The sequence below is a fragment of the Nocardioides sp. W7 genome (genome assembly GCF_022919075.1).
In the GTDB taxonomy this organism is placed as follows: Bacteria; Actinomycetota; Actinomycetes; order Propionibacteriales; family Nocardioidaceae; genus Nocardioides.
This window is the reverse complement of record NZ_CP095078.1, coordinates 405,249-418,772: the sequence shown is the minus strand read 5'-3', so window position 1 is coordinate 418,772 and position 13,524 is coordinate 405,249. Positions and strand designations below refer to the sequence as shown.

Sequence of the window (13,524 nt, the reverse complement as noted above, 5' to 3'; positions counted from 1 at the left end):
TCCGTCTCCGCACCGCATCGATCGAGAGGAACCCTCCTTTTCATGAGCAGCGCACGCACCGTCCACCACGTCCCCGGCGCCGACTTCCCCGCCTGGTATCCCAGCAGCTCCGTCGTCACGGCCGGGCCGTTCGCGTTCTCGGCCTCGATGAGCGCCGTGGACTTCGAGAGGGGCGGCGTCGTGCCGGAGGCGAAGCCGTTGCCGGGGCTGCCGTACTCCAGCGGCCACCCGGTGAAGCTGCAGGTGCGCGAGACCTACCGCCGGCTGGAGGCCGCGCTGACGCAGGCCGGCTCCAGCCTCGAGGGCGGGGTCTCGATCAACCAGTGGCAGCCGAGCTACCACGGTGAGGTCGAGCGGCACGAGCCGCTGCGCGACGCCTACGACCTGTTCTGGGAGGACTGGCGTCGCGTCGCCCACGCCTACATCCAGAGCCGGGACGAGTTCCTGCTCGCGGACCGGCCCGCGAGCTGCCTGATGCCCATCGACCGGCTGGTATCCCCGGAGCAGCACATCGAGGTCCAGCTGGTCTCGCTCCTGGACGACTCCGGCATCACCAAGCGGGCCTACGCCCACGACGTGCACAGTCCCCTCGGCGGCTACTCCGTCGGCGTGGAGGCGGGCCCGTGGGTCTTCAGCGCCGGCTTCATCGCCACCGACTTCGAGTCCGGGCTGCATCCGAACGCCCGGGTCCCGCAGCACATCTGGTACGGCAACCAGGTCGCCCAGGAGACCGAGGAGACCCTCCGGCAGGTCCGCGTCACCATGGAGGCCGCCGGGGCGCACTGGTCCGACGTCGTGAAGGTGGTGCTCTACCTGACCCCCGAGGGGATCCGGAACATGCCGGCCGTCGAGGAGGTCTGGGCGGCGCAGTGGCCCGAGAACCCGCCCGCGCGCGCCGTCGTACCGTGCTCGGGCATCGGCGGCGTCAAGCACGGGAACGTCGAGATCTACGTCATCGTCGCCCGGTCCTCCGAGGGCGGCGAGCGCGACGTCGTCCACACCGACCGGGCGCTCGCGCCGCTGGGCCACAGCGTCCAGGCGATGCGCAGCGGCCCGCTGCTCTTCCTCTCGACCCAGCTCGGCCGGGACGAGAACGGGCTGTCGGCGCAGGCCGTCGCCCTGCGCGACGGCCTCCCGCAGGCCCGCCGGCACATCCACGACCAGGTACGCCGCATCCACGAGGACGTGGCCGCCATCTGCGAGGCCGCCGGGACCTCGATCGACCAGACGGTGAAGGTCGACGCGTTCCTCTCCGACTTCGTCGACCTCTCGACCTTCTTCGAGGCGTGGGCGGACCCGTTCACCGACGGGCTCCCGGCCAGCGGCTTCTTCGAGGTGCCGCCGCGCTCCCACGAGATCCCCGCCTGCGACATCAGCGTCGACCTCGTCGTGGCCGTCCCGGAGGGCCGATGACCGTGACGGCGCAGGAGCTGTCCGGGGTGCCGGTCGACCACCGCGACGGGATGCGGATCCTGTGGGACGTCCCGGTCACCATGGACGACGGCAACGTGCTGCGCGCCGACGTCTTCCTGCCCGCCGCGGACGGCGCCTACCCGACGCTGCTCAGCTACGGGCCCTACGCCAAGGGGCTCGCCTTCCAGGAGGGCTACCCCTCGGCGTGGGAGACGATGGCGACCCAGCACCCCGACGTCGTCGAGGGGTCGACCAACGCCTACCAGAACTGGGAGGTCGTCGACCCCGAGAAGTGGACGGTGCACGGCTACGCGATCGTGCGGGTGGACTCCCGCGGCTGCGGTCGCTCGCCCGGGTTCGTCGACCACTTCTCGCGGCGTGAGACCCAGGACTTCCACGACTGCATCGAGTGGGCCGCCGCCGAGCCGTGGTCGGACGGGAACGTCGGCCTCTCAGGGGTGTCGTACTTCGGCATGAACCAGTGGCTGGTCGCGGCGACCCAGCCGCCTCACCTCCGGGCGATCTGCGTGTGGGAGGGCGCGAGCGACTTCTACCGCGACGCCTCCCACCACGGCGGCATCCTGTCGACGTTCTGGCAGCACTGGTACGACAAGCAGGTCAAGTCGGTCCAGTACGGGCTGGGAGAGCGCGGACCGCGGCACCCGGTGACCGGCCAGCTGGTCTGCGGGGACGAGACCCTCTCCGACGAGGAGCTCGCCGCCAACCGGATCGACTTCGGGGCCGAGGTGCGGGCCCACCCGTTCATCGACGACTACCACCGCGACCGCACGCCCGACTGGGACCGGATCACGGTGCCGCTGCTGACCGCGGGCAACTGGGGCGGCCAGGGGCTGCACCTGCGCGGCAACGTCGAGGGCTTCCTGCAGGCCGGCTCCGAGCAGAAGTGGCTCGAGATGCACGGCCTGGAGCACTGGACGACGTACTACATGGACTACGGCCGCGAGATCCAGCTGCAGTTCTTCGACCACGTCCTGAAGGGGCGCGACAACGGGTGGGCCGGGCGCCCCGCCGTCCAGCTCCAGGTGCGGCACCTCGACGACACGTACGAGGAGCGGTGGGAGGAGGCCTGGCCGGTGCCCGCGACCCGCTGGACGGACCTGCACCTGGACCTGACGGCCCGGTCCCTGGCGGCCGAGCCGGCCGCGGAGCCGGGCAGCCTGTCCTACGACGCCATGTCCGCCGGCGTCGCCTTCCGCACCGAGCCGTTCGCCGAGGCCACCGAGCTCACCGGCCCGGTCGCGGCCGAGCTGCGGGTCTCCACGACCGCGGCCGACGCCGACCTGTTCCTCACGCTGCGGGCGATCGACCCGGACGGCAACCACCGCTCGTTCGTCGGCGCGGTGGATCCGCACATCCCGGCCACCCAGGGCTGGCTGCGGCTCTCGCACCGCGAGCTCGACCCGGAGCGGAGCACGCCGTACCGCCCGGTGCACTCGCACACCGCGGCCGCCGACGTCGTGCCCGGTACGACGTACGACGTGCAGGTCGAGCTGTGGCCGACCAGCCTGGTCCTGCCGGCCGGGTCCCGGCTGGAGCTGATCGTCGGCGGCCGTGACTACGCGGACACCTCGCTGCCACCGATCACCATGTCCAACTTCAAGAACCAGATGACCGGGTGCGGGCCGTTCCTGCATGACGACCCCGAGGACCGTCCGGAGTCGAGGTTCGGGGGCACGGTGACGCTGCACGCCGGCGCGGGGTCCGCGTGTCTGCTGCGCCTGCCCGTCGTGCCGCGGACCACGTGAGGAGCGCCGGTGGCTGACCGACTGAGCCGGCTCACGCCCTCTGGGCTCGACGCCGAGCAGGCCGCGCTGTACGACGCGATCGCCGGCGGCCCGCGCGCGAGCGGGCCCCAGCACTTCGCGCTGGCGGACCGGACGGGGGCGCTCGAGGGGCCGTTCGGCCTGATGCTGCACGCCCCCGGCGTCGGGGCTCCGTTGCAGGAGCTCGGGGCGGCGATCCGCTATCGGACGTCGCTGTCCGACCGGCACCGAGAGGTCGCGATCCTGCTGGTCGCCGTCGCGACGGCGAGCGACTTCGAGTGGTTCGCGCACGTGCGCGTCGGCCTCGCCGCGGGCCTCAGCACCGCCGAGCTGTCCGACCTCGCGGCGGGCTCGTTCGTCCCCGCCGACCCGGAGGAGGCCGCCGTGGTCGCGGTGTGCCGCGCCGTCCTCGACGACGCCGGGCCCGGCGAGGAGGAGTACGCCGCCCACCGGGCGTCGCTCGGTGAGCAGACCCTGCTCGAGCTCGTCGTCCTGGTCGGCTACTACCGGACCCTGGCCTCGATGCTCGCGTTCTTCACCGTCGCGACACCGGTCGACGAGCGCTCCGCCGAGCTCCCGGCGCTGCGCCCGTGAGCGCCCGCGTCGTACCCCGCCGGCTCGCGCTGTGGGGAAGCGTCACTCTCGGCTCCCGGCACTCACGGCCGGCGTGAGTGCCGCGACCCCCCTCGGACGTGTTCGGTTGACCCAGGTGAAGGAGGCCGGTCGCGACGGCGCAGTCGTGGCCACCGCGGTCTCCCGAGAAACCCGCTCCATTCCTTTCTCCAGATGAATACGCCGTTCCAAGTTGGGGCGTTCTCGGGTCCGCCCTAGTGAGACGCGGTGGCTCTCAGACGATGCCTAGCCACCCCTGCACCGCCAGCCACGATCACGGGCGACAGCCCGAAGGAGACGACATGAAGAAGGCACTGGCCCCGAGCCGCACCCGATCGACCACGAGCGCGAGGCGACGCGCCGCCGTACTGGGCGGGTCGGCGCTGCTGCTCCCCGTCCTCCTCGCTGCCTGCGGCGGCGAGGAGGAGACCGCGGCGGCCTCCGAGGACTGCGGCTCGACCGAGAAGGTCACCATCATGATGGGCACCAGCGACATGGACATCTCCTACGCGCCCTACGCCTCGCTCGCCGACGAGCTCGGCTACTTCGCCGAGGAGTGCCTCGACGTCACGGTCACCACCACCGGTGGCTCGACCACGACGCCCCAGGCCGTGATGGGCGGGGTCGCCGACATCGCGATCCAGACGCCCGACAGCCTGATCGCCGCCGCCGAGACCGACCGGCTGCCGATCAAGATCTTCTACAACCTGCTGCCGCGCTCGTCGTACGAGATCGTCACCGCGCCGGGCAGCTCGATCAAGTCCGACGCCGACCTCGACGGCAAGGTCGTCGGGTTCCCGCAGGTCTCGGACTCCAACGTCGGCTACCTGAGCACCCGGATGAAGGAGGCGGGGGTCGACCCCGCCAGCGTCAAGCAGGTCTCGACCGGGTACGGCGCCACCTCGGCCGAGTCGCTCAAGAAGGGCGAGATCGACGCGTTCGTGGGCTGGCCCGGGCTCTGGGCGTCCTTCGAGAACGCGGGCTACGAGATCGACGTGCTGCCCGCTCCGGCCTGGCAGAACGACTTCTACGGCATCGGCCTCGGGGCGACCGACGAGTACATCGCGGAGAACCCCGACGTCATCGAGGGCGTGAGCCGGGCGGTGGCCCGCTCGACGGTGTTCCTGAAGGAGAACCCGGACGCCGCGGTCGAGCTCTTCTGGGAGGAGTACCCCCAGCGCGCGCCCCTCCCGGGTGACGACGAGGACGAGGCCTTCGAGCAGACCCGCAAGGTGCTCCAGGCGACCATCGACACGATGCGGCTCGAGGACTTCGAGCTCGACAACACCTGGGGCGCGCAGTCCGAGGAGCTGTGGGCGGGGCAGGTGGCCTACAACCTCGCGGCCGGCCTGATCTCCCAGGAGCTCGACCCCACGCAGTTCTTCACCGACGAGTTCAACGAGGCCGCGAACGACTTCGACCGCGCCGAGGTCGTCGACCAGGCGAAGGAGGGCGCGTGACCGCGGCGCCCGTGGCTGAGCTTCCGGGGCTGCCCGGCGTCGCCCACGGCGAGTCCATCACCATCGACGGGGCGGCGAAGTTCTTCCGCACCCGGGACGGCCAGGGGATCCACGCCCTGGCGCCCACGGACCTGGAGATCGAGGCCGGCAGCTTCGTCTCGGTGCTCGGCCCCAGCGGCTGCGGCAAGTCCACCCTGATGCGCATCGTCGCCGGCCTGACCACGACGACCAGCGGCCAGGTGCGCATCGGTCAGGACGTCGTCGACGGTCCCAGCCCCAAGATCGGGATCGCGTTCCAGCAGGCGGTGCTGCTGCCCTGGTACACGGTCGAGCAGAACGTCCAGATGCCGGCGCTGCTGAACCGCGTCCGCAGCAAGGCCGAGATCACGCAGCGCTGCGCCGACCTCCTGGAGATGGTCCGCCTCGACGGGTTCGGCAAGAAGTACCCGACCGAGCTCTCCGGAGGCATGCAGCAGCGGGTCGCGATCGCGCGCTCGCTGATCAACTCGCCGCCGATCATCTTGATGGACGAGCCGTTCGGCGCCCTCGACGCCCTCACCCGCGAGGTGATGAACGACGAGCTGCTGCGGATCTGGGAGCACACCGGGGCGACCGTCGTGTTCATCACCCACGACATCGGGGAGGCCGTCTACCTCTCCGACCGCGTCCTCACCATGTCGCCGCGGCCCGGCCGCATCATCAGCGACGTCCAGGTCGAGCTCCCGCGTCCGCGCGGCGAGGAGACCCGCTCGCACCCTCGCTACGTGGAGCTGACCTCCATGTTGCGGTCGCTGATCTCGCACTGACCGACCCGCCGACCTCGCACGGAGCAGGAGCAGAGCCCATGACCACCACCAGCCAGCTTCCCGACACCCATCCGGGGGCCGACGAGCCGGTGATCCCCCCGGGATCCTCGGGCCCGCCGCCGCGGTCCCCACGACGGGCCGCCCGGCGCGCCCTGGGCCAGATCGCCTTCGTCGTCGCGGAGTTCGTCGCCGCCATCGCGCTCTGGCAGCTCCTCGTCACCGTGACCGGCGTGAGCCACCAGGTCGTCCCCGGACCACAGGCCGTCTGGGAGAGCCTGTGGTCGCTCATCCGGTCGGGCTTCCTGCTCGACGCCGGCATCGTCACCATGCAGGAGACCCTGCTCGGCTTCGCCGTCGGCGCCGCGCTCGGCATCGGTCTCGCGGTCGTGATGACCGAGGTGCCGCTCCTCTACAAGGTGCTGAACCCGTTCGTCGTCGCCTTCCAGGCGATGCCGAAGATCGCGGTGGCGCCGCTGCTGCTGATCTGGTTCGGCTTCGGGATCAGCTCGAAGGTGGTGCTGGTGGTGGTGATGGTGTTCTTCCCGATCCTGGTCAACACCTACACCGGCCTGAACAGCGTCCGTCAGGAGCAGCTGGACCTGATGCGGGCCTGCCGGGCCAGCCGCTGGGAGACCTTCCGGCGGCTCCGGTTCTACGCCGCGCTGCCGTTCATCCTCGCCTCGTTCGAGGTGTCGTTCGTCCTCGCCCTGACCGCCGCGGTCGTCGCGGAGATCCTCGGGTCGGGCACCACGGTCGGGCTCGGCACCCTGCTTCAGCTGTTCAACGCGCGCATCGACATGCCCGGCATGTTCGCCACGGTCGTCGTGCTGTCCGTGCTCGGGATGCTGCTGTACGGCTCGGTGAAGCTGCTCTCGCGCTACCTGCTGCGCTGGAACCAGCCGAACGCCGACTGAGGCGTCCTCCACCCCCTCCATCGAAAGGAATCCCATGGCCACCGGACTCAAGCAGCGCGGCCGCGCCGACTTCAACTTCCTCGCCGACCTCGCCCGCTGGTCGGGCATGAGCCTCCAAGGCGCCGCCGAGGAGGACTTCGACCGGCTGATCGACACCGACACGCTGCCCGAGGGCGTCCAGAGCCAGATCCGCGCCGTCACCAAGGTGATGGAGGCGGAGTCGAAGGTCTACCAGTGGGACCGCTTCTACACCCGCTTCTGCGCCGAGCAGCAGTTCCGCTCGGCCCTGCTGGCCTACGAGGACGGGGAGGCGGAGATCCTGGCGGAGTACGAGAAGTACGCCGACCAGGGCGGCACCCTGCACCTGAACCCGGACGTCGAGGCGCCGTCGTACTGGTCCGAGACGGAGTTCCACCTGGCCCCCGGCGGCTGGGAGGGCCACCCGCGGATGGGCTTCATGATCCACGACTACGTCTACGACCTGATCTTCTCCACCGGCGGCGTCGGCGCCGTCCGGGCCGGCGAGAAGTTCACCGACGCCCGCGTCACGACCGCCCGGGGCGGCCTGAAGGACCACTACGACGACATCCTGTCCCTGGGTGTCGGAACCGGCCGCTCGGCGGTGTCGATCCAGGAGGTCTACCCGGACGCCAGGATCACCGGTGTCGAGCTCGGCCGGACCGAGCTGGAGCACGCCAAGGTGGTCGCGGCGCGACACGGCCACGAGTGGGAGCTCTACCAGGCGGCGGCGGAGAACCTGCCGTTCGAGGACGACAGCTTCGACCTGGTCACCGCGTTCATCCTCTTCCACGAGGTGCCCGTCCCGGCGGCGAAGCAGATCCTCGCGGAGGCCTACCGGGTCTGCAGGCCCGGCGGCGAGGTGCTGATCGGCGACGTGGCGCCGTACAAGGACCAGGCCTCGCTGTTCCGCTGCATGGTCCTGGACTGGGAGACCGAGCACCGCGAGGAGCCGTTCTGGCGCGGCTCGCTCCTCGCCGACCGGCCCGGACTGGTCAGCGCGGCCGGCTTCGAGCAGGTCGAGGAGTTCGGGGCGTCGTACCCCTGGGTCACCCGCGGCGTCAAGCCGTCCCGATGAGCAGCACCGACGAGAGGAAGACGACGATGGAGACCCCCCAGTACCTGCACGCGTCCAGCACCGACGACCTGGCCCGGATGATCACCGGGCTCACCGAGGAGCTGTGGGTGCTGCGCGACCGGGTGATGCTGCTCGAGCGCGCCGTCGTGGACGCGGGCGTCCTGGCCGCGGACACGGTCGACGAGCTGGTGCCCGACGCCGAGCTGGGCGAACGGCTCGCGACCGAGCGGATGCGCCTGATCCGGCGGGTCCTCGGAGCACCGCTGGACGCCCGTGTCTGATCGGAGCGCCACTCGGGTCCTCCTGCAGCCGTCGTGGGTGCTGCTCCCGGACGGCTCGGTCGCCAGGGACACCGCGGTCCTGGTCGCCGGTCCTCGGATCGAGGCGGTGCTGCCCGCTGCGGCGGCCGCCGGGGTCGACGCCGAGCGCGTCGACCTGCCGGGCCACCTGCTGATCCCCGGGCTGGTGAACCTGCACACCCACGTCGGGGCCGGGCCGATCGGACGGGCCGTGTCGGAGGACTTCCCGCTGCCCGCCGGGATGCCGTTCTACGTCCCGCTCTCGCGCCTGTGGCAGCACGCGTACGACGAGTCCGTGGTCGAGCGGTACCGCTCGATCGTCGAGTGGGACCTGCTCGGGATGCTCCGGACCGGGACGACCACGGTCCTCAACCACGCCTCGACGGACACCGAGGGCTACCTCGAGCTCGCGGTGCGCTCCGGCGTGCGGACCTTCGCGGGACCCACGGTGCCGATGGACGTCGCGCACCGGCTCGGCCGCCTCGAGGGCGGGGCGACGCGGCGCGACGACTCGACGGCGTCCGAGGTCCAGGCGACCCAGCTGGCCGGGTTCCGGGAGCTGGCCCAGCGCTGGGAGGGCCGCGCGGACCGGATCACCCTGGTGCTCGGCCCCGCCGCGGTGCACGCCGTCGACTACGCGGTCCTCGAGGCCGTCGCCGAGATCTCGGCCGAGCTCGGCAGCCGGGTGACCACCCACCTGTGCCAGGCCCCCGGCGAGCTGGCCGAGACCGACCGGCGCTACGGGCTCACCCCGCTCCGGGTGCTGGAGAAGGTCGGGCTGGCCAACGAGCGGCTGGTCGCCGCCCACGGCACCTACCTGCCGGAGCAGGACCTGGAGCTGGCTGCGAGCAGCGGGATCACCGTCGTCCACTGCGCGTCGCGCAAGGCCAAGGAGGCCGTCGTCTCGCCGTCGGTCGCGTTCCGGGAGGCCGGGATCCGGGTCGGGCTCGGCACCGACGGCTTCAGCTGCGACATGGTCGAGGAGCTCAAGTTCGCGGCGGTGCTGGGGAAGATCGGGACCGGCCGCACCGACACCCCCACCGCGGCCGACGTGCTCCGTACGGCGACCGCCACCAACGCCGACGCGCTCGGCCGGGACGACCTGGGCCGGATCCGGGCGGGTGCGCTGGCGGACCTCGTCGCGGTCGACCTGCGCGGCCCGGCCGTCGCTCCGGTGCTCGACCCGGTGCAGTCGCTGGTCTACTACGGCAACGGGCGGGACGTGAGCTTCTCCATGGTCCACGGCGAGCCGGTGGTCCGCGACGGGCGGGTCCGTACCCTCGACCAGGACCGCGTGGCCACGGCGGCCGCGGACGCCCTGGGCTCGATCTGGACCGAGGCGATCGAGCGCGGCCTGCTCGACGACGTGCTCCAGGCCCCCTCGGGCCTGGCCCTGCCGATGGAGCCTCGTGCCTGACCTCCTCGCCAAGCTCGTGGAGCACGGCGTACGCCGCCCGGAGCAGGTGGCTCTTGTCGATCCCGCCGGCAGGGCGACCACCTGGGCCGAGCTCGACCGCCTCGTCCAGGGACTCGCGGGTGGATTCGTCGACCGGGGCTGCCGGCCGGGGCAGGGCGTCCTCCTCGGTGTCTACGAGGGCGCCCTCCCGGTGCTCGGTTACCTGGCCGCCCAGGCAGCGGGCCTGGTGCCGGTGGTGGTGGGCCCGGGGGCGGGACCGGTGCTGCCGGCGATCGTCTCCAGCCTCGACGTGGTCGAGGCCGTGGTCGGTCCCGAGCTGGCCGAAGACGCGGCGCGGACGCCCGTCCGGGTGCTGACGCCCGACGCCTTCGCCGAGCTCGTCGCGGCACCGATGATCCGGAACGCCCCCCGACCGGACCGACAGGTGAGCGCCGTCCAGTTCTCGACGGGCAGCACCGGCGTGCCCAAGGGCATCGTGCGCACCGTGGCGGGCGAGCACGCCGACGCGGTCGGCCGGGTGCTCTCGATGGGGCTGCGGCCGGGGGACACCTGGCTCTCGCTCGCGTCCACCAACACCAACATCGCGATCGGGGCGCTGCGCTGCGTGCTCCTGCTCGGCGGAACCCTGGCGCTGACCGAGCGCACCGACCCGGCATCGCTCGTCGCCGCCTCGACGGCGGGAGTCCAGGTGCTCGCGCTGCAGCCGCACGACTGGCGCGAGGCGCTCGCGCGCGGTGCGGTCGAGACCCTGGTGGCGCGCGGGCTCCGAGTGGCCGTCATGACCGGGGGGCACGGCGACCCGGAGACGCTCCGGAGCCTGGAGACGGCGCTGGCGGGGCACGGCGACGTGCTCAACATCTACGGCCTCACCGAGGTGGGCAACGTCGCCGTGGCCTCGGCAGCGACCAGGCGGGAGGCCGGACCCTGCCACGTCGGCGTGCCGCATCCCCTGCTCGACGTCAACGTCGAGGGCGGCGCCCGCGGCGAGGTGCTCGTGCGCGGCGCGGCCGTGGCCGAGCAGTACCTCGTCGCCGAGGCCGGCGGCCTGCGCAGCGTGCCGACCCTCCGGGACGGGTGGCTGCCCACCGGCGACCTCGGCTCGTTCGACGGCCGTGGGGGACTGGAGCTCTTCGGACGCCTGCGCGACGTGGTGCCGGTCGGCGGCCGCCAGCTCGTCCCCCGCGAGCTGGAGCTGGCCGTGACCGCCGCCACCGGCCTCCCGGAGGCGGTCGTGCTGCCGGGAGCCGACGACACCGCGGCCCGCCTGGTGCTGCCCGTGCCCGGGCTCGACCCCGAGACGTTGTCTCGCGTCCGCACCGCGCTCGCCGCCGTGCCCGCGGTCTGGGAGGTCGTGGCGTGCCCGACGTTCCCCCGCAACTACGGCGGCAAGACCGACCGCTCCCGACTCGCCGATGCGGCCCACGCCGCCGACTCCGCGATCCTCGACCTCCGCACCCCCACCGGACCACCGTCCCCGACGAAACAGGAACAGCCATGACCTCCTTTGTCCCCGCCGACCAGCACGCGGCCCTGGGCAGCGCCCTGGGCCTCACCGGCCGCACGGTCGTCGTCACCGGCGCCACCAGCGGCATCGGCCAGGCGATCGCCCTCGGCCTGGGCCGCCTGGGCATGCGCGTCGCCGGGGTCGGTCGCCGTGCCGACGCCCTGGAGAAGACGGGCGCCCTGGCGGCCGAGCAGGGGGTGACCTTCAGCGCCCACGTGGCCGACGTGACCGACGAGGACGCCATGGTCGCCGTCATGGCGGACGTGGCGGGCACTCACGGCCGCCTGGACGCGGTCGTCGCCAACGCCGGCATCGCCCACGTCGAGCCGGCGGTCGACCTGCCGGTCGCCGCGTTCCGGGCAGTGCTGGACACCAACGTGACCGGTGCGTTCATCACCGCCCGGGCGGCCCGCCGGCACCTGGGTCGCGGGGGTGCCGTGGTGTTCACCAGCTCCAGCTTCGCCCGGCGCGGCTTCACCGACTGGTCGCCGTACAACGCGAGCAAGGCCGCGGTCGGCATGCTCGTCGAGACCCTCGCCCAGGAGTGGGCGGGCCAGGGCGTGCGGGTCAACGCCCTCGCCCCGGCCGCCACCCTCACCGACGTGAACCGCGGCCTCTTCGACGACCCGGAGTTCACGGCCGGAGTGGTCGCCGGGATCCCCGGCGGCCGGATCATGGACACCGAGGAGTTCGTCCTCCCGGCGGCGTTCCTGCTCAGCCCGCACAACGAGATGCTGCTGGGCCAGACGCTGTTCGTGGACGGCGGGCAGTCCCTCTGAACCGGTCCGGGTCCCGGTGCCGACCGGTGGCGCCGAGGAGGAGCGAGTGATGGTGGAACCGGACGTCGACCTGGTCGTCGCGGGCGCCGGTGGCGGACTCGTCGGGGCGCTCAGGGCGGCCCGCCAGGGTCTCGAGGTGCTGCTCGTCGAGGCGAGCGAGCACTATCGGCAGGGCAACAACACCTCGATGTCGACGGCCATGATCCCCGGCACCGGCACCCGGTGGCAGCGCGAGCAGGGGGTCGAGGACTCGCCCGAGACCTTCGTCGGCGACGTCGCGGCGAAGACCAAGGGCACCGGCGACCTGGCGCTCGCGCGGGCGCTGGCCGAGGCCAGCCCGCGGATGCTCGAGTGGCTGGCCGACGACCTCGGCGTACCCCTCTCGCTCGTGACCGACTTCGGGTATCCGGGGCACTCGGAGTATCGGTGCCACACCGTGCCGGACCGACACGGCTCCACCCTCCTCGGGCACCTGGTCCGGGCAGCGGCGGCCGAGCCGCGGATCCACCAGCTGGTCCCGGCCCGGGTGAGCGGCGTCGAGCTCGACGACAGCGGCCGCGCGGCGATCGTCACCGTGACCCGGCCGGACGGCGAGCTGGAGCAGGTCAGCGCCGGTGCGGTCCTGCTGGCCACGAACGGGTTCGGTGCCGACCGCACCCTGGTCGCCCGGCACCTCCCGGAGATCGCCGACGCCGTCTACCACGGCAGCGAGGCCTCGCGGGGGGACGCGCTGCGCATCGGCGGCGAGCTGGGGGCGGCCACGGCGTTCCTGGACGCCTACCAGGGCCACGCCGCGCTGAGCGAGCGCGGCGCGACCCTGGTCGGCTGGGCGACGGTGATGCACGGCGCGGTGCTGGTCGACCTCGACGGGGTGCGGTTCGGCGACGAGACGGTCGGCTACTCCGAGTACGCCGCCGCCCTCGCGTCGCGTCGCGGCGCCAGCGGCTGGCTCGTGTACGACGAGCGGGTCCACGAGGCGTGCCTGCCGTTCAAGGACTACCGCCAGAGCGTCGAGGTGGGCTCGCTGGTGCGCGGTGCCGACGTCGCCGAGCTGGCCTCGCGCACCGGACTGCCCGAGGCGGCCCTGGCCGCGACGCTCGCGGCGGCCGGCGCCGCGGCCTCGGGCCGCGTCCCCGACCCCTGGGGCCGGCAGCACTTCGAGGCGCCGCTCGACCCGCCGTACGTCGCCGTGCGCGTGGTGCCGGCGCTGTTCCACACCCAGGGCGGCCTGGTCGTCGACGGCGACGCTCGGGTGCTCCGCGCCGACGGCACCCCGATCGACGGTCTCTACGCGTCGGGCGGCGCGGCCGCGGGGATCTCCGGCCACGGGGCATCGGGCTACCTCGCCGGGAACGGGCTGCTGACCGCGCTCGGACTCGCCTTCCTGGCTGCGGAGCACGTGGCTGCGCAGCGGCCGGCGGAGATCGTCTCCTGACGGGC

At 72.6% G+C, this 13,524-nt stretch carries 12 protein-coding genes; all 12 read left to right on the top strand.

Annotated features, from left to right (window positions below):
* The first annotated feature begins 42 nt into the window (after positions 1 to 42).
* The 12 genes from MUB56_RS02065 (at position 43) to MUB56_RS02010 (ending at position 13,519) form a co-directional block, all read left to right on the top strand.
* Entirely contained in the window at positions 43 to 1,413 is a 1,371-nt protein-coding gene (locus MUB56_RS02065) for a RidA family protein (RefSeq protein ID WP_244930255.1), read from the top strand.
* On the top strand, positions 1,410 to 3,179 hold the full coding sequence (locus MUB56_RS02060; RefSeq protein ID WP_244930254.1) for a CocE/NonD family hydrolase: 1,770 nt from the start codon (positions 1,410 to 1,412) through the stop codon (positions 3,177 to 3,179). Before MUB56_RS02065 ends, MUB56_RS02060 begins: the two co-directional genes overlap by 4 nt.
* A 9-nt stretch (positions 3,180 to 3,188) precedes the next feature.
* A complete protein-coding gene (locus MUB56_RS02055) occupies positions 3,189 to 3,791 on the top strand; it encodes a carboxymuconolactone decarboxylase family protein (protein ID WP_244930253.1) in 603 nt (200 codons plus the stop codon).
* Between the two features lie 320 nt (positions 3,792 to 4,111).
* Entirely contained in the window at positions 4,112 to 5,269 is a 1,158-nt protein-coding gene (locus MUB56_RS02050) for an ABC transporter substrate-binding protein (RefSeq protein ID WP_244930252.1), read from the top strand.
* On the top strand, positions 5,266 to 6,075 hold the full coding sequence (locus tag MUB56_RS02045; protein WP_244930251.1) for an ABC transporter ATP-binding protein: 810 nt from the start codon (positions 5,266 to 5,268) through the stop codon (positions 6,073 to 6,075). The genes MUB56_RS02050 and MUB56_RS02045 overlap by 4 nt, the downstream gene beginning before the upstream one ends.
* A 38-nt stretch (positions 6,076 to 6,113) precedes the next feature.
* Positions 6,114 to 6,989: an ABC transporter permease gene (locus MUB56_RS02040; RefSeq protein WP_244930250.1), complete on the top strand. Its 876-nt coding sequence runs from the start codon at positions 6,114 to 6,116 to the stop codon at positions 6,987 to 6,989.
* A gap of 34 nt (positions 6,990 to 7,023) precedes the next feature.
* Complete coding sequence (locus MUB56_RS02035) at positions 7,024 to 8,085, top strand: class I SAM-dependent methyltransferase (protein WP_244930249.1); 1,062 nt, start codon at positions 7,024 to 7,026, stop codon at positions 8,083 to 8,085.
* A complete protein-coding gene (locus MUB56_RS02030; RefSeq protein WP_244930248.1) occupies positions 8,082 to 8,366 on the top strand; it encodes a hypothetical protein in 285 nt (94 codons plus the stop codon). Before MUB56_RS02035 ends, MUB56_RS02030 begins: the two co-directional genes overlap by 4 nt.
* Complete coding sequence (locus MUB56_RS02025) at positions 8,359 to 9,801, top strand: amidohydrolase family protein (RefSeq protein WP_244930247.1); 1,443 nt, start codon at positions 8,359 to 8,361, stop codon at positions 9,799 to 9,801. Before MUB56_RS02030 ends, MUB56_RS02025 begins: the two co-directional genes overlap by 8 nt.
* The gene (locus MUB56_RS02020) at positions 9,794 to 11,299 is read left to right on the top strand and encodes a class I adenylate-forming enzyme family protein (RefSeq protein ID WP_244930246.1); all 1,506 of its coding nucleotides are present in this window, start codon (positions 9,794 to 9,796) and stop codon (positions 11,297 to 11,299) included. The genes MUB56_RS02025 and MUB56_RS02020 overlap by 8 nt, the downstream gene beginning before the upstream one ends.
* Positions 11,296 to 12,084 carry an SDR family oxidoreductase gene (locus MUB56_RS02015; RefSeq protein ID WP_244930245.1) on the top strand — a complete coding sequence of 263 codons (789 nt, stop codon included), beginning with the start codon at positions 11,296 to 11,298 and terminating at the stop codon, positions 12,082 to 12,084. The genes MUB56_RS02020 and MUB56_RS02015 overlap by 4 nt, the downstream gene beginning before the upstream one ends.
* A 49-nt stretch (positions 12,085 to 12,133) precedes the next feature.
* A complete protein-coding gene (locus MUB56_RS02010) occupies positions 12,134 to 13,519 on the top strand; it encodes an FAD-binding protein (RefSeq protein WP_244930244.1) in 1,386 nt (461 codons plus the stop codon).
* Positions 13,520 to 13,524: the final 5 nt, after the last annotated feature.

Excerpts from the sequence above, each read along its gene's own strand:
- MUB56_RS02065 (WP_244930255.1), top strand. The coding sequence starts at position 43 with ATGAGCAGCGCACGCACCGTCCACCACGTCCCCGGCGCCGACTTCCCC.
- MUB56_RS02060 (WP_244930254.1), top strand. The coding sequence starts at position 1,410 with ATGACCGTGACGGCGCAGGAGCTGTCCGGGGTGCCGGTCGACCACCGC.
- MUB56_RS02050 (WP_244930252.1), top strand. The coding sequence starts at position 4,112 with ATGAAGAAGGCACTGGCCCCGAGCCGCACCCGATCGACCACGAGCGCG.
- MUB56_RS02040 (WP_244930250.1), top strand. The coding sequence starts at position 6,114 with ATGACCACCACCAGCCAGCTTCCCGACACCCATCCGGGGGCCGACGAG.
- MUB56_RS02035 (WP_244930249.1), top strand. The coding sequence starts at position 7,024 with ATGGCCACCGGACTCAAGCAGCGCGGCCGCGCCGACTTCAACTTCCTC.
- MUB56_RS02030 (WP_244930248.1), top strand. The coding sequence starts at position 8,082 with ATGAGCAGCACCGACGAGAGGAAGACGACGATGGAGACCCCCCAGTAC.
- MUB56_RS02015 (WP_244930245.1), top strand. The coding sequence starts at position 11,296 with ATGACCTCCTTTGTCCCCGCCGACCAGCACGCGGCCCTGGGCAGCGCC.
- MUB56_RS02010 (WP_244930244.1), top strand. The coding sequence starts at position 12,134 with ATGGTGGAACCGGACGTCGACCTGGTCGTCGCGGGCGCCGGTGGCGGA.